This window comes from Bacillus sp. FSL K6-3200, assembly GCF_038630485.1.
Lineage (GTDB): Bacteria > Bacillota > Bacilli > Bacillales > Bacillaceae > Bacillus > Bacillus safensis.
Genome location: NZ_CP152032.1, coordinates 1347719 through 1366728, shown reverse-complemented (window position 1 = coordinate 1366728; position 19010 = coordinate 1347719). Strand labels below are relative to the sequence as shown.

Sequence of the window (19010 nt, the reverse complement as noted above, 5' to 3'; positions counted from 1 at the left end):
CATGACACAACGCAGGCCGATGGGCATCAAAATTCCTTTTACGAAAGATGCATTTTTGAAAAGATACGAACAATTAACTGCTCGTGAAACACATCATGTGCTTCTTGAAAGTGCACGCGGCGGTTCATATAGCATCGCTGGTATTCACCCGATCGCTAAAGCAAAGGGGAAGGATGGGATGACGACCATCCATTATCAAGATGAGGTGCTGTTCAAAGAAGGTGATCCATTCAGAGCGTTTACGGATTGGTTTCAAACTCTTCAAACTGAAACAAACGACGAATACCCCGACTTCCAAGGTGGAGCAATTGGGTTTTTAAGCTACGATTATGCTAGATACATCGAGCATTTTAAAATGCTGGCGATTGACGACCTTCAAACACCAGACCTTTATTTCCTCGTGTTTAATGATGTTGCAGTCTTTGATCATAAAGAGCACGCGCTGTGGCTGATTACTCACACAGAGGAAACGGAATCAGTGAGTAAAGCGAACCAAAGGCTTGAAGAATGGAAGCAAAAATGGACAAGCTCTTTTGAAGAATCAGCACAATCACCTGTAAATGAATTTTCCACAGAATTTGTACCAGCAGCACCTTTCACTGAAGAAACCTTTGGAGAAGCAGTAGAGAAAATTAAGCAATATATCGCAAACGGTGATGTGTTCCAAGTGAACTTATCCATCAGACAAGATGAACAGCTTCATACTCATCCGTATGATTTATACAAAACGTTACGTCAAGTAAATCCATCTCCTTACATGTCTTACTTGCATACGCCTGACTTCCAGATTGTTTGTGGATCTCCAGAGCTGCTGATTAAGAAAAAAGGAACTCAGCTAGAAACAAGACCAATTGCCGGAACAAGATCACGAGGCAAAGACGACGCTGAGGATCAAGCGCTGGCAAAGGAACTCATTGAAAATGAAAAAGAACGTGCAGAGCATGTGATGCTCGTTGATCTTGAGCGGAATGACCTTGGACGCGTATCCACTTATGGATCCGTAAAAGTGAACGAATTTATGGCGATTGAGAAATATTCACACGTGATGCATATTGTATCAAATGTACAAGGGGAGCTGCGTGATGAATGTGACGCGGTAGATGTCATGAGAGCTGTATTCCCAGGTGGAACGATTACAGGTGCTCCAAAAGTGAGAACAATGGAAATCATAGAAGAACTTGAGCCAACAAGACGTGGGCTTTATACTGGATCTATAGGCTGGTTTGGATTCAATCAAGATATGCACTTTAATATCGTCATTCGTACTGCGTATTGTACAGAAGGAAAAGCCTTTATGCAGTCAGGTGCGGGGATCGTCATTGATTCTGTCCCAAAACACGAATATAAAGAATCGATTAAAAAAGCCTATGCAGTGAAAAAAGCATTACAGCTGAGCAAAGAAGAGACTATTTTGAGTTAGAGGTGAGCAGAGTATGATTTTAATGATTGATAATTATGATTCATTTACGTACAACCTGGTTCAGTATTTAGGTGAGCTTGGAGAAGAATTGATCGTGAAACGGAATGATCAAGTAACCATTCAAGAAATTGAAGAGCTCAAGCCGGATTTTCTTATGATTTCCCCAGGGCCATGCAGTCCTGATGAAGCGGGAATTAGTATGGAGGCGATCAAGCACTTTGCAGGAAGCATTCCGATCTTCGGCGTGTGTCTAGGTCATCAATCCATCGCACAAGTCTTTGGCGGGGATGTCGTTCGAGCAGAGCGCTTAATGCATGGTAAAACGTCAGAGATTAAACATGACGGAAAAGGCGTTTTCACAGGACTTCAAAATCCGCTCGTCGCAACGAGATATCATTCGTTAATTGTCAAAAACGAGACGCTGCCAGAGTGCTTTGACGCAACAGCCAGCACAAAGGAAGGCGAGCTCATGGCGATTCGCCATAAAGAATTGCCGATTGAAAGTGTGCAATTCCATCCTGAATCGATTATGACGTCCTTCGGAAAAGAAATGCTGAAAAATTTCATTGAAACCTATCGTAAAAAGGGGCATGAAGTAAACGCATGATCATTTATCTGAACGGTCAGTATATAGAGGAGAAAGACGCGACTCTTTCTCCTTTTGATCATGGTTTTCTATATGGCATCGGTGTATTCGAAACATTTACCAGCCTGGCAGGACAAGTCTTCCTGTTAGATTGGCATCTTGAAAGGCTCAATCAATCATTACGTGACCTTTGCATCGAATCCACAATAGAGAAACCATTTGTACTCGACATCATTCATACTTTACTGAATAAAAACCAAATAGCCGGCGGCCATGCGAGAATTCGCTTGAATGTTTCTGCAGGCAGAGGCAATGGGTTTTCTGCAGATTCTTATGAAGAGCCTGTCGTTTTTGTCATGATCTCTCCATTCCATCCTGAATCTATTTTGGATGAGAAAAAGGGAGTCATTCTTCAAACAAGAAGAAACACACCAGAAGGACCAAGACGCCTCAAGTCTCATCATTATATGAACAACCTGCTCGCGAAAAGAGAAGTGGGGAATGACCCGGGGTTAGAAGGAATCTTTTTAACAAAAGAAGATGATGTGGCAGAAGGCATTACCTCGAATATATTTTGGCGAAAAGATGATGTGATCTATACACCGTCACTTGATACAGGCATTTTAAATGGGGTTACTCGTCGATACTGTATGGAAGCGCTCCACACTATGGGGGCCTCCCTAAAGGAAGGACAATATCCAGTCTCGCATTTGCTCTCAGCTGATGAGGCGTGGATGACCAATTCTGTTCAGGGAGTTGTACCTTTCGGGAGTATAGGAAACATCCACTTGTCCAAAAACAGCCGGACCATCTCAACAAAGTTAAGAATGCAATACACAAAAGAACGTCAAGACCATAAAGAGTAGGTGGACACAATGACACAACAATTGATAAAACAGCCTAAAATCATACAGGCCAAGCATCACACCCTTAGTTATGAAGAAAAGACATTGGTCATGGGCATTTTAAATGTCACTCCTGACTCTTTTTCAGATGGAGGAAAGTTTAATCAAGTAGATAAAGCACTGGCTCATGCAGCGCAGCTGATAGAAGACGGAGCGCATATTATTGATATTGGCGGAGAGTCGACTCGCCCGGGAGCGGCACTTGTCTCGGAAGAAGAAGAGCTTTCTAGGGTCATTCCTGTCATTGAGAAGATCACAAAAGAATTAGATGTACCTATCTCTATTGATACGTATAAAGCCCGTGTCGCAGATGAAGCGGTGAAAGCTGGAGCTTCCATCATTAATGATGTATGGGGGGCGAAGGCAGATCCCCAAATGGCACATGTGGCAGCGAAGCACAATGTCCCAATCATTTTAATGCACAATCGGCCAGAACGAAACTACACACATCTGATTTCAGATATGATCGCCGATTTGAAAGAAAGTGTCCAAATTGCCCAGCAAGCGGGTGTCCGCGATGACATGATGATATTAGATCCAGGTGTAGGATTTGCGAAAAATAAAGAGGACAACCTGAAGGTCATGAATGAACTCGAACATTTTTGTCACCTTGGATATCCACTGCTGCTAGCTACATCTCGAAAACGATTCATTGGTGCTGTCTTAGACCTGCCACCTGAAGAACGTACTGAAGGAACAGGTGCGACGGTTTGCCTTGGAATTCAAAAGGGCAGTGCGATGGTCCGTGTACATGATGTAAAAGAAATAGCAAGAATGGCAAAAATGATGGATGCCATGCTGAATAAGGGAGGCGCTTATCATCGATAAAGTATATGTAAACGGAATGGAATTTTACGGGTACCACGGTGTATTTGCAGAAGAAAATAAATTAGGGCAGCGATTCCGCGTGGACTTAATAGCTTCACTTGATTTAAGTAAAGCCGGACAAACTGATGACCTCAATGAGACCATCAACTATGCAGAGCTTTATCAAATCTGCCAAAGCATTGTAGAAGGTGAGCCGGTCAATCTCGTTGAAACACTGACAGAAAGAATTGCAAACCAAGTGTTAAAGGACTTTCCGACAGTTCAGGAATGTACAGTGAAGGTGATCAAACCAGATCCGCCAATTCCAGGACACTATCAGTCCGTTGCAATTGAAATGACGAGATCGCGTACATGAATAATACAGCATACATCGCATTAGGCTCAAACATAGGTAAAAAAGAAACCTATTTAAGAGAAGCCGTCAAAAAACTGCATGAACATCCAGAGGTTCAAGTGGAATTAATCTCATCGATATATGAAACAGCACCTGTAGGCTATGAAAACCAAGATGACTTTTTAAACATGGCCGTAAAAATTACCACTTCACTTCGTCCAGAGGAGCTGCTGTCTCTTACTCAGAAAATCGAGCAGGAGTTAGGCAGAACCAGAGAAGTGAGATGGGGTCCGCGAACGGCTGACCTTGACATTTTACTTTATAATCGTGAAAATATTGAAACAGAACAACTTGTAGTGCCGCATCCTAGGATGTACGAACGTTTATTCGTTCTTGTCCCGATGAGTGAGATTTGCCCAGAAATCGGCGAAGTACAAATAAATGCCGTAACAGACCAAGAAGGTGTAAGCATATGGAAAAAGACATGTGGGGTAGAAGAATTCGTGCATACCGAAAGCTAAAAGGGTATACTCAGGAAGGGTTCGCGAAAAGACTGGGCATCTCTGTCTCTGTCTTAGGGGAAATTGAGCGAGGCAATCGATTACCAACAAACCAATTGGTTGGTCAAATAGCAGATGCTTTAAATATAACGGTGGAAGAACTTTCACCAATTCTTGAAGAAGAAAGGAGGGGGAAAAATGTTTAAAATCGGAGATATCGAGATTAAAAACAAAGTAGTGCTCGCGCCAATGGCTGGTGTGTGCAACTCTGCTTTCAGACTGACCGTGAAAGAGTTTGGAGCGGGCTTAGTCTGCGCTGAAATGGTCAGTGACAAAGCGATCCTGATCAACAATGCGAGAACAATGGGTATGCTATACATTGATGAACGGGAAAAGCCTTTGAGCCTTCAGATATTTGGAGGGGAAAAAGACACACTCGTCGAAGCGGCAAAGTTTGTAGACCAGAATACCACAGCTGATATTATTGATATCAACATGGGCTGTCCTGTACCAAAGATTACGAAATGTGATGCAGGAGCGAAATGGCTCCTTGATCCAAACAAAATTTATGAAATGGTCTCTGCTGTCGTAGAAGCTGTAGACAAACCAGTGACAGTGAAAATGAGAATGGGCTGGGACGAAGACCATATCTTCGCTATCGACAATGCTCGTGCTGTAGAACGAGCAGGTGGACAAGCGGTTGCGCTTCACGGACGGACACGCGTGCAAATGTACGAAGGAACAGCGAATTGGGATATCATCAAAGAGGTTAAACAATCTGTTTCAATTCCTGTCATCGGCAATGGCGATGTCAAAACCCCTCAAGATGCAAAACGTATGCTTGATGAAACGGGTGTGGACGCTGTCATGATCGGAAGAGCCGCACTTGGAAACCCGTGGATGATTTATCGCACGGTTCATTATTTAAAAACGGGTGAACTGAAAGAAGAGCCAAACGTACGTGAGAAAATGTCAGTATGCAAACTTCACTTAGACCGACTCATTGACCTGAAAGGTGAGCATGTGGCTGTTAGAGAAATGAGAAAACATGCGGCATGGTACTTAAAAGGGGTCCGCGGCAACGCTGACGTAAGAAACCAAATCAATCAAAGTGAAACGAGAGCGGAGCTTGTACAAGTTCTTGATGACTTTACGATCGAAGCCGAGGCAAAAGAGCTTCAAAGTATAAAAGTAGGATAAGACTATCTTTCTTTTTGTAGCTCACTGCTAGTTGATGTACTGGCAGTTTTTCTGCTTTTCTCTGCAAAATACATTATTGGAGTGATATAAATGAGTAATGAAGGGCTTAATAACGAAGAATTAAATGACCAATTCCAGGTCAGACGTGACAAAATGAATAAAATGAGAGAAGAGGGTATCGATCCATTCGGTGAACGATATGACCGCTCTCATCAATCTGCGCAAATTATCGCTGAATATGACGAGTTTTCTAAAGAAGACTTAGAAGGAAAAGCGGCTCAAGTGACAATCGCTGGACGTATGATGACAAAGCGTGGAAAAGGAAAAGCTGGCTTTGCGCATATTCAAGACTTAGAAGGACAAATTCAAATCTATGTTCGTAAAGATAGTGTAGGGGAAGAAGCTTACGAATTATTTAAAAGCTCAGACCTAGGCGATATCATCGGTGTAACAGGAACTGTTTTTAAAACAAATGTAGGAGAACTTTCTATTAAAGCGACTAGCTTTGAGGTTCTGACAAAAGCACTTCGCCCGCTTCCGGATAAATATCATGGATTAAAAGATGTTGAACAACGCTATCGTCAGCGCTACCTGGACCTCATTGTAAATCCAGAAAGTAAGCAGACGTTCATTATGCGAAGCAAAATCATTCAATCAATGAGAAGATACTTAGATTCTAAAGGATACTTAGAAGTTGAAACACCAACAATGCACAGCATTCCTGGTGGTGCATCAGCGCGTCCTTTCATTACTCATCACAATGCACTTGATATGCCGCTTTATATGCGTATTGCGATCGAGCTGCACTTAAAACGCCTAATTGTCGGTGGTCTAGAGAAAGTATACGAGATTGGCCGCGTATTCCGTAATGAAGGTGTATCGACTCGTCATAACCCAGAATTCACTATGATTGAGCTGTATGAAGCATACGCAGACTACAAAGACATCATGAATCTGACTGAAAACTTGATTGCTCATATTGCCCAAGAGGTGCTGGGAACAACAACCATTCAATATGGAGAAGATGAAATTGATCTCAAACCTGAATGGAAGAGACTGCATATGGTTGAAGCGGTTAAAGAAGCAACAGGTGTAGACTTCTGGCAGGAGATGTCTGTAGAAGAAGCAAAACAGCATGCTGCTGATCATGGTGTTGAAATCACGAAAAATATGACAGTAGGTCATATTATCAATGAGTTCTTCGAGCAAAAAGTAGAAGAAACATTGGTTCAGCCTACATTCATTTACGGACATCCAGTGGAGATTTCTCCATTAGCTAAGAAAAATCCTGAAGATCCTCGCTTCACAGATCGTTTTGAGTTGTTTATCGTACGCCGTGAACACGCAAATGCATTCACAGAGCTAAACGATCCAATCGATCAAAGAGAACGTTTTGAAGCACAATTAAAAGAACGTGAAGAAGGAAATGACGAAGCACATCTAATGGATGACGATTTTGTTGAAGCATTAGAATACGGCATGCCTCCAACAGGTGGTTTAGGAATCGGGATCGACCGATTAATCATGCTTTTAACAAATTCTCCATCAATCAGAGATGTACTACTTTTCCCACAAATGAGAAACCGCTAATACATCAATCAAAGCGCCATTTTATCTATGGCGCTTTTTATTTTTCATAAAATGAAACTTTTTTTAAAAAAACTATTGCAAGGAAAGAATTCAGATGGTATATTATTATTCGTTGCCGCAAAACAGCAACGAGGTTAAAAAAAGAAATTGAAAAAAGTTCTTGACTTTAACCGACACGAAATGTTAAGATATTAAAGTCGCTTAAGAGCGATAACGAAAATGATCTTTGAAAACTAAACAAGACAAAACGTACCTGTTAATTCGAGTTTTTATAAAAAAATCCTATGATACTTCATAGGTAGTCAGTCAAACTGGCGAAAAGCAAAACTTCGGTTTTGTACTTTTTCGGAGAGTTTGATCCTGGCTCAGGACGAACGCTGGCGGCGTGCCTAATACATGCAAGTCGAGCGGACAGAAGGGAGCTTGCTCCCGGATGTTAGCGGCGGACGGGTGAGTAACACGTGGGTAACCTGCCTGTAAGACTGGGATAACTCCGGGAAACCGGAGCTAATACCGGATAGTTCCTTGAACCGCATGGTTCAAGGATGAAAGACGGTTTCGGCTGTCACTTACAGATGGACCCGCGGCGCATTAGCTAGTTGGTGGGGTAATGGCTCACCAAGGCGACGATGCGTAGCCGACCTGAGAGGGTGATCGGCCACACTGGGACTGAGACACGGCCCAGACTCCTACGGGAGGCAGCAGTAGGGAATCTTCCGCAATGGACGAAAGTCTGACGGAGCAACGCCGCGTGAGTGATGAAGGTTTTCGGATCGTAAAGCTCTGTTGTTAGGGAAGAACAAGTGCGAGAGTAACTGCTCGCACCTTGACGGTACCTAACCAGAAAGCCACGGCTAACTACGTGCCAGCAGCCGCGGTAATACGTAGGTGGCAAGCGTTGTCCGGAATTATTGGGCGTAAAGGGCTCGCAGGCGGTTTCTTAAGTCTGATGTGAAAGCCCCCGGCTCAACCGGGGAGGGTCATTGGAAACTGGGAAACTTGAGTGCAGAAGAGGAGAGTGGAATTCCACGTGTAGCGGTGAAATGCGTAGAGATGTGGAGGAACACCAGTGGCGAAGGCGACTCTCTGGTCTGTAACTGACGCTGAGGAGCGAAAGCGTGGGGAGCGAACAGGATTAGATACCCTGGTAGTCCACGCCGTAAACGATGAGTGCTAAGTGTTAGGGGGTTTCCGCCCCTTAGTGCTGCAGCTAACGCATTAAGCACTCCGCCTGGGGAGTACGGTCGCAAGACTGAAACTCAAAGGAATTGACGGGGGCCCGCACAAGCGGTGGAGCATGTGGTTTAATTCGAAGCAACGCGAAGAACCTTACCAGGTCTTGACATCCTCTGACAACCCTAGAGATAGGGCTTTCCCTTCGGGGACAGAGTGACAGGTGGTGCATGGTTGTCGTCAGCTCGTGTCGTGAGATGTTGGGTTAAGTCCCGCAACGAGCGCAACCCTTGATCTTAGTTGCCAGCATTCAGTTGGGCACTCTAAGGTGACTGCCGGTGACAAACCGGAGGAAGGTGGGGATGACGTCAAATCATCATGCCCCTTATGACCTGGGCTACACACGTGCTACAATGGACAGAACAAAGGGCTGCAAGACCGCAAGGTTTAGCCAATCCCATAAATCTGTTCTCAGTTCGGATCGCAGTCTGCAACTCGACTGCGTGAAGCTGGAATCGCTAGTAATCGCGGATCAGCATGCCGCGGTGAATACGTTCCCGGGCCTTGTACACACCGCCCGTCACACCACGAGAGTTTGCAACACCCGAAGTCGGTGAGGTAACCTTTATGGAGCCAGCCGCCGAAGGTGGGGCAGATGATTGGGGTGAAGTCGTAACAAGGTAGCCGTATCGGAAGGTGCGGCTGGATCACCTCCTTTCTAAGGATATATGGAGCAGCGTACGTTTTCGTCTTGTTTAGTTTTGAAGGATCATTCCTTCAAAACATGTCTCTAGCGAGACAGGATTGTTCTTTGAAAACTAGATAACAATAAGTAATACATTCACATTGAATGCAATGCAAAGTTCATCACACATAGTGATTCTTTCTAAAGTAAGAAATGGTTAAGTTAGAAAGGGCGCACGGTGGATGCCTTGGCACTAGGAGCCGATGAAGGACGGGACGAACACCGATATGCTTCGGGGAGCTGTAAGCAAGCTTTGATCCGGAGATTTCCGAATGGGGAAACCCACTGCTCGTAATGGAGTAGTATCCATACTTGAATACATAGAGTATGAGAAGGCATACCCGGGGAACTGAAACATCTAAGTACCCGGAGGAAGAGAAAGCAAATGCGATTCCCTGAGTAGCGGCGAGCGAAACGGGAACAGCCCAAACCAAGAGGCTTGCCTCTTGGGGTTGTAGGACACTCTATACGGAGTTACAAAGGAACGATATAAGCGAAGAGGTCTGGAAAGGCCCGCCAAAGAAGGTAACAGCCCTGTAATTGAAATGTTGTTCTCTCCAGAGTGGATCCTGAGTACGGCGGAACACGTGAAATTCCGTCGGAATCCGGGAGGACCATCTCCCAAGGCTAAATACTCCCTAGTGACCGATAGTGAACCAGTACCGTGAGGGAAAGGTGAAAAGCACCCCGGAAGGGGAGTGAAATAGATCCTGAAACCGTGTGCCTACAAGTAGTCAGAGCCCGTTAACGGGTGATGGCGTGCCTTTTGTAGAATGAACCGGCGAGTTACGATCCCGTGCAAGGTTAAGCAGAAGATGCGGAGCCGCAGCGAAAGCGAGTCTGAATAGGGCGCATGAGTACGTGGTCGTAGACCCGAAACCAGGTGATCTACCCATGTCCAGGGTGAAGTTCAGGTAACACTGAATGGAGGCCCGAACCCACGCACGTTGAAAAGTGCGGGGATGAGGTGTGGGTAGGGGTGAAATGCCAATCGAACCTGGAGATAGCTGGTTCTCTCCGAAATAGCTTTAGGGCTAGCCTCAAGGTAAGAGTCTCGGAGGTAGAGCACTGATTGGACTAGGGGCCCCTACCGGGTTACCGAATTCAGTCAAACTCCGAATGCCGATGACTTATCCTTGGGAGTCAGACTGCGAGTGATAAGATCCGTAGTCGAAAGGGAAACAGCCCAGACCGCCAGCTAAGGTCCCAAAGTATACGTTAAGTGGAAAAGGATGTGGAGTTGCTTAGACAACCAGGATGTTGGCTTAGAAGCAGCCACCATTTAAAGAGTGCGTAATAGCTCACTGGTCGAGTGACTCTGCGCCGAAAATGTACCGGGGCTAAACGTATCACCGAAGCTGCGGACTGTTCTTACGAACAGTGGTAGGAGAGCGTTCTAAGGGCTGTGAAGCCAGACCGGAAGGACTGGTGGAGCGCTTAGAAGTGAGAATGCCGGTATGAGTAGCGAAAGACGGGTGAGAATCCCGTCCACCGAATGCCTAAGGTTTCCTGAGGAAGGCTCGTCCGCTCAGGGTTAGTCGGGACCTAAGCCGAGGCCGAAAGGCGTAGGCGATGGACAACAGGTTGATATTCCTGTACCACCTCCTCACCATTTGAGCAATGGGGGGACGCAGGAGGATAGGGTAAGCGCGGTATTGGATATCCGCGTCCAAGCAGTTAGGCTGGGAAATAGGCAAATCCGTTTCCCGTGAAGGCTGAGCTGTGATGGCGAGCGAAATTTAGTAGCGAAGTTCCTGATTCCACACTGCCAAGAAAAGCCTCTAGCGAGGTGAGAGGTGCCCGTACCGCAAACCGACACAGGTAGGCGAGGAGAGAATCCTAAGGTGATCGAGAGAACTCTCGTTAAGGAACTCGGCAAAATGACCCCGTAACTTCGGGAGAAGGGGTGCTTCTTAGGGTGTTAAAGCCCCGAGAAGCCGCAGTGAATAGGCCCAGGCGACTGTTTAGCAAAAACACAGGTCTCTGCGAAGCCGTAAGGCGAAGTATAGGGGCTGACGCCTGCCCGGTGCTGGAAGGTTAAGAGGAGCGCTTAGCGTAAGCGAAGGTGCGAATTGAAGCCCCAGTAAACGGCGGCCGTAACTATAACGGTCCTAAGGTAGCGAAATTCCTTGTCGGGTAAGTTCCGACCCGCACGAAAGGCGCAACGATCTGGGCACTGTCTCAACGAGAGACTCGGTGAAATTATAGTACCTGTGAAGATGCAGGTTACCCGCGACAGGACGGAAAGACCCCGTGGAGCTTTACTGCAGCCTGATATTGAATGTTGGTACAGCTTGTACAGGATAGGTAGGAGCCTTGGAAACCGGAGCGCTAGCTTCGGTGGAGGCATCGGTGGGATACTACCCTGGCTGTATTGACCTTCTAACCCGCTGCCCTTATCGGGCAGGGAGACAGTGTCAGGTGGGCAGTTTGACTGGGGCGGTCGCCTCCTAAAATGTAACGGAGGCGCCCAAAGGTTCCCTCAGAATGGTTGGAAATCATTCGCAGAGTGTAAAGGCACAAGGGAGCTTGACTGCGAGACCTACAAGTCGAGCAGGGACGAAAGTCGGGCTTAGTGATCCGGTGGTTCCGCATGGAAGGGCCATCGCTCAACGGATAAAAGCTACCCCGGGGATAACAGGCTTATCTCCCCCAAGAGTCCACATCGACGGGGAGGTTTGGCACCTCGATGTCGGCTCATCGCATCCTGGGGCTGTAGTCGGTCCCAAGGGTTGGGCTGTTCGCCCATTAAAGCGGTACGCGAGCTGGGTTCAGAACGTCGTGAGACAGTTCGGTCCCTATCCGTCGCGGGCGCAGGAAATTTGAGAGGAGCTGTCCTTAGTACGAGAGGACCGGGATGGACGCACCGCTGGTGTACCAGTTGTTCTGCCAAGGGCATCGCTGGGTAGCTATGTGCGGACGGGATAAGTGCTGAAAGCATCTAAGCATGAAGCCCCCCTCAAGATGAGATTTCCCATTCCGCAAGGAAGTAAGATCCCTGAAAGATGATCAGGTTGATAGGTCTGAGGTGGAAGCGTGGTGACACGTGGAGCTGACAGATACTAATAGATCGAGGACTTAACCTATATTCTAATGTGAAGCATGAACATTGTTATCTAGTTTTGAGAGAACATTCTCTCCATCAGGTTTGGTGGCGATAGCGAAGAGGTCACACCCGTTCCCATACCGAACACGGAAGTTAAGCTCTTCAGCGCCGATGGTAGTTGGGGGTTTCCCCCTGTGAGAGTAGGACGCCGCCAAGCTTTTATAAGGATCAGTTCCATTTGGAACTGGTCTTTTTTGTGTTTTTGAATGACTTGCTTCTATATAATTAGGTTCGTAAAATGAGAATACTTTTTTCCCTCGATGATTGCTAAATTAAATTAAACTTTACGTTCCTTCAATTTAACATTTCAGTCATTATATGAACCATCAGTTCAAATTATTAAGGGTCAACATTAAAAGCATATAAAACCTCTCCTTGGACTAAATAGATGATGTATAGGGACACGAGATAGAAAGGCATCACACCCCAAAGGGATAGTCGGCCATTGTTAAATCTTTAACTTAAAAGGAGAGAAAAGAATACTAATATTATTTCTTCTGTTAAAAACTTTATATCGATGATAAAGCTGTTGAGTGTTTGAAGCAGCAGAAAAAATGATATGAAATGATTTTTGTTGAAAATAGTAAAGACCAGTCATTATTTTTACGCTTTTTAGGCAAAAAAGATTTCTCAGAAAAATAAAATAATAACAGAATTCCTTTTTTGAATGGTTTTTATCCGAAGATATATGAAATAAAACAAGGGTATGAAAGCTTCGGAATTGCTGTTTTTGCAATGATAGAGCCTTATTAGTGCTCTTTTTAACAAAAAAACATAAAAAAATGAAAAAAAGGCTTTTAAAATGATGAGACAAGTGGTAAAATTCTTTAGGTGCCTTAACGAAAAGATGAAAAAACAGCTTTAAAATAAATTCAAAAATTATTTCAAAAAAGTCTTTACAAACAATATCTTATCGTTATATAATACTATTTGTCAGATCGAGAGACACTTCGAAACGACACAATATGGAGGATTAGCTCAGCTGGGAGAGCATCTGCCTTACAAGCAGAGGGTCGGCGGTTCGAGCCCGTCATCCTCCACCATATTTATTCTTACATAATGTTAGGATAGATAAAGCCGGTGTAGCTCAACTGGTAGAGCAACTGACTTGTAATCAGTAGGTTGGGGGTTCAAGTCCTCTTGCCGGCACCACTTTCATATGGTAAGATAGACAAGTCGCTTTAAAAGCGAGCCATTAGCTCAGTTGGTAGAGCATCTGACTTTTAATCAGAGGGTCGAAGGTTCGAGTCCTTCATGGCTCACCATGTTTCATGCGGGTGTGGCGGAATTGGCAGACGCGCTAGACTTAGGATCTAGTGTCTTTATGACGTGGGGGTTCAAGTCCCTTCACCCGCATTGCCAAATAAAATAAAGAAATCCTGTAATGCGGAAGTAGTTCAGTGGTAGAACACCACCTTGCCAAGGTGGGGGTCGCGGGTTCGAATCCCGTCTTCCGCTTATACCATCCACGCCGGGGTGGTGGAATTGGCAGACACACAGGACTTAAAATCCTGCGGTAGGTGACTACCGTGCCGGTTCAAGTCCGGCCCTCGGCATTATAAATAAGCGCCCGTAGCTCAATTGGATAGAGCGTTTGACTACGGATCAAAAGGTTAGGGGTTCGACTCCTCTCGGGCGCGCCATTAAGATCGGGAAGTAGCTCAGCTTGGTAGAGCACTTGGTTTGGGACCAAGGGGTCGCAGGTTCGAATCCTGTCTTCCCGACCATCTTTTATGGGGCCTTAGCTCAGCTGGGAGAGCGCCTGCCTTGCACGCAGGAGGTCAGCGGTTCGATCCCGCTAGGCTCCACCAATATGATCTTTGAAAACTAAACAAGACAAAACGTACCTGTTAATTCGAGTTTTTATAAAAAAATCCTATGATACTTCATAGGTAGTCAGTCAAACGCTGACGAAAAACAAAACTTCGGTTTTGTACTTTTTCGGAGAGTTTGATCCTGGCTCAGGACGAACGCTGGCGGCGTGCCTAATACATGCAAGTCGAGCGGACAGAAGGGAGCTTGCTCCCGGATGTTAGCGGCGGACGGGTGAGTAACACGTGGGTAACCTGCCTGTAAGACTGGGATAACTCCGGGAAACCGGAGCTAATACCGGATAGTTCCTTGAACCGCATGGTTCAAGGATGAAAGACGGTTTCGGCTGTCACTTACAGATGGACCCGCGGCGCATTAGCTAGTTGGTGGGGTAATGGCTCACCAAGGCGACGATGCGTAGCCGACCTGAGAGGGTGATCGGCCACACTGGGACTGAGACACGGCCCAGACTCCTACGGGAGGCAGCAGTAGGGAATCTTCCGCAATGGACGAAAGTCTGACGGAGCAACGCCGCGTGAGTGATGAAGGTTTTCGGATCGTAAAGCTCTGTTGTTAGGGAAGAACAAGTGCGAGAGTAACTGCTCGCACCTTGACGGTACCTAACCAGAAAGCCACGGCTAACTACGTGCCAGCAGCCGCGGTAATACGTAGGTGGCAAGCGTTGTCCGGAATTATTGGGCGTAAAGGGCTCGCAGGCGGTTTCTTAAGTCTGATGTGAAAGCCCCCGGCTCAACCGGGGAGGGTCATTGGAAACTGGGAAACTTGAGTGCAGAAGAGGAGAGTGGAATTCCACGTGTAGCGGTGAAATGCGTAGAGATGTGGAGGAACACCAGTGGCGAAGGCGACTCTCTGGTCTGTAACTGACGCTGAGGAGCGAAAGCGTGGGGAGCGAACAGGATTAGATACCCTGGTAGTCCACGCCGTAAACGATGAGTGCTAAGTGTTAGGGGGTTTCCGCCCCTTAGTGCTGCAGCTAACGCATTAAGCACTCCGCCTGGGGAGTACGGTCGCAAGACTGAAACTCAAAGGAATTGACGGGGGCCCGCACAAGCGGTGGAGCATGTGGTTTAATTCGAAGCAACGCGAAGAACCTTACCAGGTCTTGACATCCTCTGACAACCCTAGAGATAGGGCTTTCCCTTCGGGGACAGAGTGACAGGTGGTGCATGGTTGTCGTCAGCTCGTGTCGTGAGATGTTGGGTTAAGTCCCGCAACGAGCGCAACCCTTGATCTTAGTTGCCAGCATTCAGTTGGGCACTCTAAGGTGACTGCCGGTGACAAACCGGAGGAAGGTGGGGATGACGTCAAATCATCATGCCCCTTATGACCTGGGCTACACACGTGCTACAATGGACAGAACAAAGGGCTGCAAGACCGCAAGGTTTAGCCAATCCCATAAATCTGTTCTCAGTTCGGATCGCAGTCTGCAACTCGACTGCGTGAAGCTGGAATCGCTAGTAATCGCGGATCAGCATGCCGCGGTGAATACGTTCCCGGGCCTTGTACACACCGCCCGTCACACCACGAGAGTTTGCAACACCCGAAGTCGGTGAGGTAACCTTTATGGAGCCAGCCGCCGAAGGTGGGGCAGATGATTGGGGTGAAGTCGTAACAAGGTAGCCGTATCGGAAGGTGCGGCTGGATCACCTCCTTTCTAAGGATATATGGAGCAGCGTACGTTTTCGTCTTGTTTAGTTTTGAAGGATCATTCCTTCAAAACATGTCTCTAGCGAGACAGGATTGTTCTTTGAAAACTAGATAACAATAAGTAATACATTCACATTGAATGCAATGCAAAGTTCATCACACATAGTGATTCTTTCTAAAGTAAGAAATGGTTAAGTTAGAAAGGGCGCACGGTGGATGCCTTGGCACTAGGAGCCGATGAAGGACGGGACGAACACCGATATGCTTCGGGGAGCTGTAAGCAAGCTTTGATCCGGAGATTTCCGAATGGGGAAACCCACTGCTCGTAATGGAGTAGTATCCATACTTGAATACATAGAGTATGAGAAGGCATACCCGGGGAACTGAAACATCTAAGTACCCGGAGGAAGAGAAAGCAAATGCGATTCCCTGAGTAGCGGCGAGCGAAACGGGAACAGCCCAAACCAAGAGGCTTGCCTCTTGGGGTTGTAGGACACTCTATACGGAGTTACAAAGGAACGATATAAGCGAAGAGGTCTGGAAAGGCCCGCCAAAGAAGGTAACAGCCCTGTAATTGAAATGTTGTTCTCTCCAGAGTGGATCCTGAGTACGGCGGAACACGTGAAATTCCGTCGGAATCCGGGAGGACCATCTCCCAAGGCTAAATACTCCCTAGTGACCGATAGTGAACCAGTACCGTGAGGGAAAGGTGAAAAGCACCCCGGAAGGGGAGTGAAATAGATCCTGAAACCGTGTGCCTACAAGTAGTCAGAGCCCGTTAACGGGTGATGGCGTGCCTTTTGTAGAATGAACCGGCGAGTTACGATCCCGTGCAAGGTTAAGCAGAAGATGCGGAGCCGCAGCGAAAGCGAGTCTGAATAGGGCGCATGAGTACGTGGTCGTAGACCCGAAACCAGGTGATCTACCCATGTCCAGGGTGAAGTTCAGGTAACACTGAATGGAGGCCCGAACCCACGCACGTTGAAAAGTGCGGGGATGAGGTGTGGGTAGGGGTGAAATGCCAATCGAACCTGGAGATAGCTGGTTCTCTCCGAAATAGCTTTAGGGCTAGCCTCAAGGTAAGAGTCTCGGAGGTAGAGCACTGATTGGACTAGGGGCCCCTACCGGGTTACCGAATTCAGTCAAACTCCGAATGCCGATGACTTATCCTTGGGAGTCAGACTGCGAGTGATAAGATCCGTAGTCGAAAGGGAAACAGCCCAGACCGCCAGCTAAGGTCCCAAAGTATACGTTAAGTGGAAAAGGATGTGGAGTTGCTTAGACAACCAGGATGTTGGCTTAGAAGCAGCCACCATTTAAAGAGTGCGTAATAGCTCACTGGTCGAGTGACTCTGCGCCGAAAATGTACCGGGGCTAAACGTATCACCGAAGCTGCGGACTGTTCTTACGAACAGTGGTAGGAGAGCGTTCTAAGGGCTGTGAAGCCAGACCGGAAGGACTGGTGGAGCGCTTAGAAGTGAGAATGCCGGTATGAGTAGCGAAAGACGGGTGAGAATCCCGTCCACCGAATGCCTAAGGTTTCCTGAGGAAGGCTCGTCCGCTCAGGGTTAGTCGGGACCTAAGCCGAGGCCGAAAGGCGTAGGCGATGGACAACAGGTTGATATTCCTGTACCACCTCCTCACCATTTGAGCAATGGGGGGACGCAGGAGGATAGGGTAAGCGCGGTATTGGATATCCGCGTCCAAGCAGTTAGGCTGGGAAATAGGCAAATCCGTTTCCCGTGAAGGCTGAGCTGTGATGGCGAGCGAAATTTAGTAGCGAAGTTCCTGATTCCACACTGCCAAGAAAAGCCTCTAGCGAGGTGAGAGGTGCCCGTACCGCAAACCGACACAGGTAGGCGAGGAGAGAATCCTAAGGTGATCGAGAGAACTCTCGTTAAGGAACTCGGCAAAATGACCCCGTAACTTCGGGAGAAGGGGTGCTTCTTAGGGTGTTAAAGCCCCGAGAAGCCGCAGTGAATAGGCCCAGGCGACTGTTTAGCAAAAACACAGGTCTCTGCGAAGCCGTAAGGCGAAGTATAGGGGCTGACGCCTGCCCGGTGCTGGAAGGTTAAGAGGAGCGCTTAGCGTAAGCGAAGGTGCGAATTGAAGCCCCAGTAAACGGCGGCCGTAACTATAACGGTCCTAAGGTAGCGAAATTCCTTGTCGGGTAAGTTCCGACCCGCACGAAAGGCGCAACGATCTGGGCACTGTCTCAACGAGAGACTCGGTGAAATTATAGTACCTGTGAAGATGCAGGTTACCCGCGACAGGACGGAAAGACCCCGTGGAGCTTTACTGCAGCCTGATATTGAATGTTGGTACAGCTTGTACAGGATAGGTAGGAGCCTTGGAAACCGGAGCGCTAGCTTCGGTGGAGGCATCGGTGGGATACTACCCTGGCTGTATTGACCTTCTAACCCGCTGCCCTTATCGGGCAGGGAGACAGTGTCAGGTGGGCAGTTTGACTGGGGCGGTCGCCTCCTAAAATGTAACGGAGGCGCCCAAAGGTTCCCTCAGAATGGTTGGAAATCATTCGCAGAGTGTAAAGGCACAAGGGAGCTTGACTGCGAGACCTACAAGTCGAGCAGGGACGAAAGTCGGGCTTAGTGATCCGGTGGTTCCGCATGGAAGGGCCATCGCTCAACGGATAAAAGCTACCCCGGGGATAACAGGCTTATCTCCCCCAAGAGTCCACATCGACGGGGAGGTTTGGCACCTCGATGTCGGCTCATCGCATCCTGGGGCTGTAGTCGGTCCCAAGGGTTGGGCTGTTCGCCCATTAAAGCGGTACGCGAGCTGGGTTCAGAACGTCGTGAGACAGTTCGGTCCCTATCCGTCGCGGGCGCAGGAAATTTGAGAGGAGCTGTCCTTAGTACGAGAGGACCGGGATGGACGCACCGCTGGTGTACCAGTTGTTCTGCCAAGGGCATCGCTGGGTAGCTATGTGCGGACGGGATAAGTGCTGAAAGCATCTAAGCATGAAGCCCCCCTCAAGATGAGATTTCCCATTCCGCAAGGAAGTAAGATCCCTGAAAGATGATCAGGTTGATAGGTCTGAGGTGGAAGCGTGGTGACACGTGGAGCTGACAGATACTAATAGATCGAGGACTTAACCTATATTCTAATGTGAAGCATGAACA

The 19010-nt window shown here is 47.3% G+C and carries 9 protein-coding genes, 9 tRNA genes and 5 rRNA genes; all 23 read left to right on the top strand.

Translation table 11 applies throughout. The features are described from left to right. The first annotated feature begins 1 nt into the window (after position 1). Positions 2-1420: an anthranilate synthase component I family protein gene (locus tag MHI60_RS06925; RefSeq protein ID WP_095407548.1), complete on the top strand. Its 1419-nt coding sequence runs from the start codon at positions 2-4 to the stop codon at positions 1418-1420. A gap of 13 nt (positions 1421-1433) precedes the next feature. Continuing rightward, positions 1434-2027 carry an aminodeoxychorismate/anthranilate synthase component II gene (pabA, locus tag MHI60_RS06920; protein WP_024425656.1) on the top strand — a complete coding sequence of 198 codons (594 nt, stop codon included), beginning with the start codon at positions 1434-1436 and terminating at the stop codon, positions 2025-2027. Continuing rightward, positions 2024-2872, top strand: a complete 849-nt coding sequence (gene pabC / locus MHI60_RS06915) for an aminodeoxychorismate lyase (RefSeq protein WP_144486250.1) — start codon at positions 2024-2026, stop codon at positions 2870-2872. Before pabA ends, pabC begins: the two co-directional genes overlap by 4 nt. 9 nt (positions 2873-2881) lie before the next feature. Further along, complete coding sequence (folP, locus tag MHI60_RS06910) at positions 2882-3739, top strand: dihydropteroate synthase (RefSeq protein ID WP_095407545.1); 858 nt, start codon at positions 2882-2884, stop codon at positions 3737-3739. Next, positions 3732-4094 carry a dihydroneopterin aldolase gene (gene folB, locus MHI60_RS06905; protein ID WP_144473130.1) on the top strand — a complete coding sequence of 121 codons (363 nt, stop codon included), beginning with the start codon at positions 3732-3734 and terminating at the stop codon, positions 4092-4094. The genes folP and folB overlap by 8 nt, the downstream gene beginning before the upstream one ends. Beyond that, the gene (gene folK / locus MHI60_RS06900) at positions 4091-4594 is read left to right on the top strand and encodes a 2-amino-4-hydroxy-6-hydroxymethyldihydropteridine diphosphokinase (protein ID WP_144473132.1); all 504 of its coding nucleotides are present in this window, start codon (positions 4091-4093) and stop codon (positions 4592-4594) included. Before folB ends, folK begins: the two co-directional genes overlap by 4 nt. Then, a complete protein-coding gene (locus MHI60_RS06895; RefSeq protein ID WP_024425661.1) occupies positions 4546-4779 on the top strand; it encodes a helix-turn-helix transcriptional regulator in 234 nt (77 codons plus the stop codon). Before folK ends, MHI60_RS06895 begins: the two co-directional genes overlap by 49 nt. Continuing rightward, positions 4772-5773 (top strand): tRNA dihydrouridine synthase DusB, encoded by a 1002-nt coding sequence (dusB, locus tag MHI60_RS06890; protein WP_144486252.1) that lies wholly within the window; start codon positions 4772-4774, stop codon positions 5771-5773. Before MHI60_RS06895 ends, dusB begins: the two co-directional genes overlap by 8 nt. 90 nt (positions 5774-5863) lie before the next feature. Beyond that, positions 5864-7363 (top strand): lysine--tRNA ligase, encoded by a 1500-nt coding sequence (gene lysS, locus MHI60_RS06885; RefSeq protein ID WP_034284259.1) that lies wholly within the window; start codon positions 5864-5866, stop codon positions 7361-7363. Between the two features lie 342 nt (positions 7364-7705). After that, positions 7706-9254 (top strand): 16S ribosomal RNA (locus tag MHI60_RS06880). A 182-nt stretch (positions 9255-9436) separates the two neighbouring features. Continuing rightward, positions 9437-12367: ribosomal RNA gene (locus MHI60_RS06875) — 23S ribosomal RNA — on the top strand. Positions 12368-12428: 61 nt separating this feature from the next. Then, positions 12429-12544: ribosomal RNA gene (gene rrf / locus MHI60_RS06870) — 5S ribosomal RNA — on the top strand. Positions 12545-13354: 810 nt separating this feature from the next. Beyond that, positions 13355-13430, top strand: a tRNA-Val gene (locus tag MHI60_RS06865). Positions 13431-13463: 33 nt separating this feature from the next. Beyond that, positions 13464-13539, top strand: a tRNA-Thr gene (locus MHI60_RS06860). Positions 13540-13576: 37 nt separating this feature from the next. Beyond that, positions 13577-13652 (top strand) — tRNA-Lys (locus MHI60_RS06855). A gap of 8 nt (positions 13653-13660) precedes the next feature. Continuing rightward, positions 13661-13743, top strand: a tRNA-Leu gene (locus tag MHI60_RS06850). A gap of 30 nt (positions 13744-13773) precedes the next feature. After that, a tRNA-Gly gene (locus MHI60_RS06845) sits at positions 13774-13845 on the top strand. A gap of 12 nt (positions 13846-13857) precedes the next feature. After that, positions 13858-13943 (top strand) — tRNA-Leu (locus tag MHI60_RS06840). Between the two features lie 10 nt (positions 13944-13953). Next, positions 13954-14030: transfer RNA gene (locus MHI60_RS06835), tRNA-Arg, on the top strand. A 7-nt stretch (positions 14031-14037) separates the two neighbouring features. After that, positions 14038-14114, top strand: a tRNA-Pro gene (locus MHI60_RS06830). An 8-nt stretch (positions 14115-14122) separates the two neighbouring features. After that, positions 14123-14198, top strand: a tRNA-Ala gene (locus MHI60_RS06825). 127 nt (positions 14199-14325) lie between these two features. After that, positions 14326-15874 (top strand): 16S ribosomal RNA (locus MHI60_RS06820). A gap of 182 nt (positions 15875-16056) precedes the next feature. Continuing rightward, positions 16057-18987 (top strand): 23S ribosomal RNA (locus MHI60_RS06815). Together the 16S, 23S and 5S rRNA genes with 9 tRNA genes alongside form the textbook arrangement of a ribosomal RNA operon. The last annotated feature ends 23 nt before the right edge of the window (positions 18988-19010 follow it).

What these genes read in the sequence shown, in the direction of transcription:
- MHI60_RS06895 (WP_024425661.1), top strand. Translation starts at nt 4,546, where the DNA reads ATGGAAAAAGACATGTGGGGTAGAAGAATTCGTGCATACCGAAAGCTA.
- folP (WP_095407545.1), top strand. Translation starts at nt 2,882, where the DNA reads ATGACACAACAATTGATAAAACAGCCTAAAATCATACAGGCCAAGCAT.
- lysS (WP_034284259.1), top strand. Translation starts at nt 5,864, where the DNA reads ATGAGTAATGAAGGGCTTAATAACGAAGAATTAAATGACCAATTCCAG.
- folK (WP_144473132.1), top strand. Translation starts at nt 4,091, where the DNA reads ATGAATAATACAGCATACATCGCATTAGGCTCAAACATAGGTAAAAAA.
- MHI60_RS06925 (WP_095407548.1), top strand. Translation starts at nt 2, where the DNA reads ATGACACAACGCAGGCCGATGGGCATCAAAATTCCTTTTACGAAAGAT.
- pabA (WP_024425656.1), top strand. Translation starts at nt 1,434, where the DNA reads ATGATTTTAATGATTGATAATTATGATTCATTTACGTACAACCTGGTT.
- pabC (WP_144486250.1), top strand. Translation starts at nt 2,024, where the DNA reads ATGATCATTTATCTGAACGGTCAGTATATAGAGGAGAAAGACGCGACT.
- dusB (WP_144486252.1), top strand. Translation starts at nt 4,772, where the DNA reads ATGTTTAAAATCGGAGATATCGAGATTAAAAACAAAGTAGTGCTCGCG.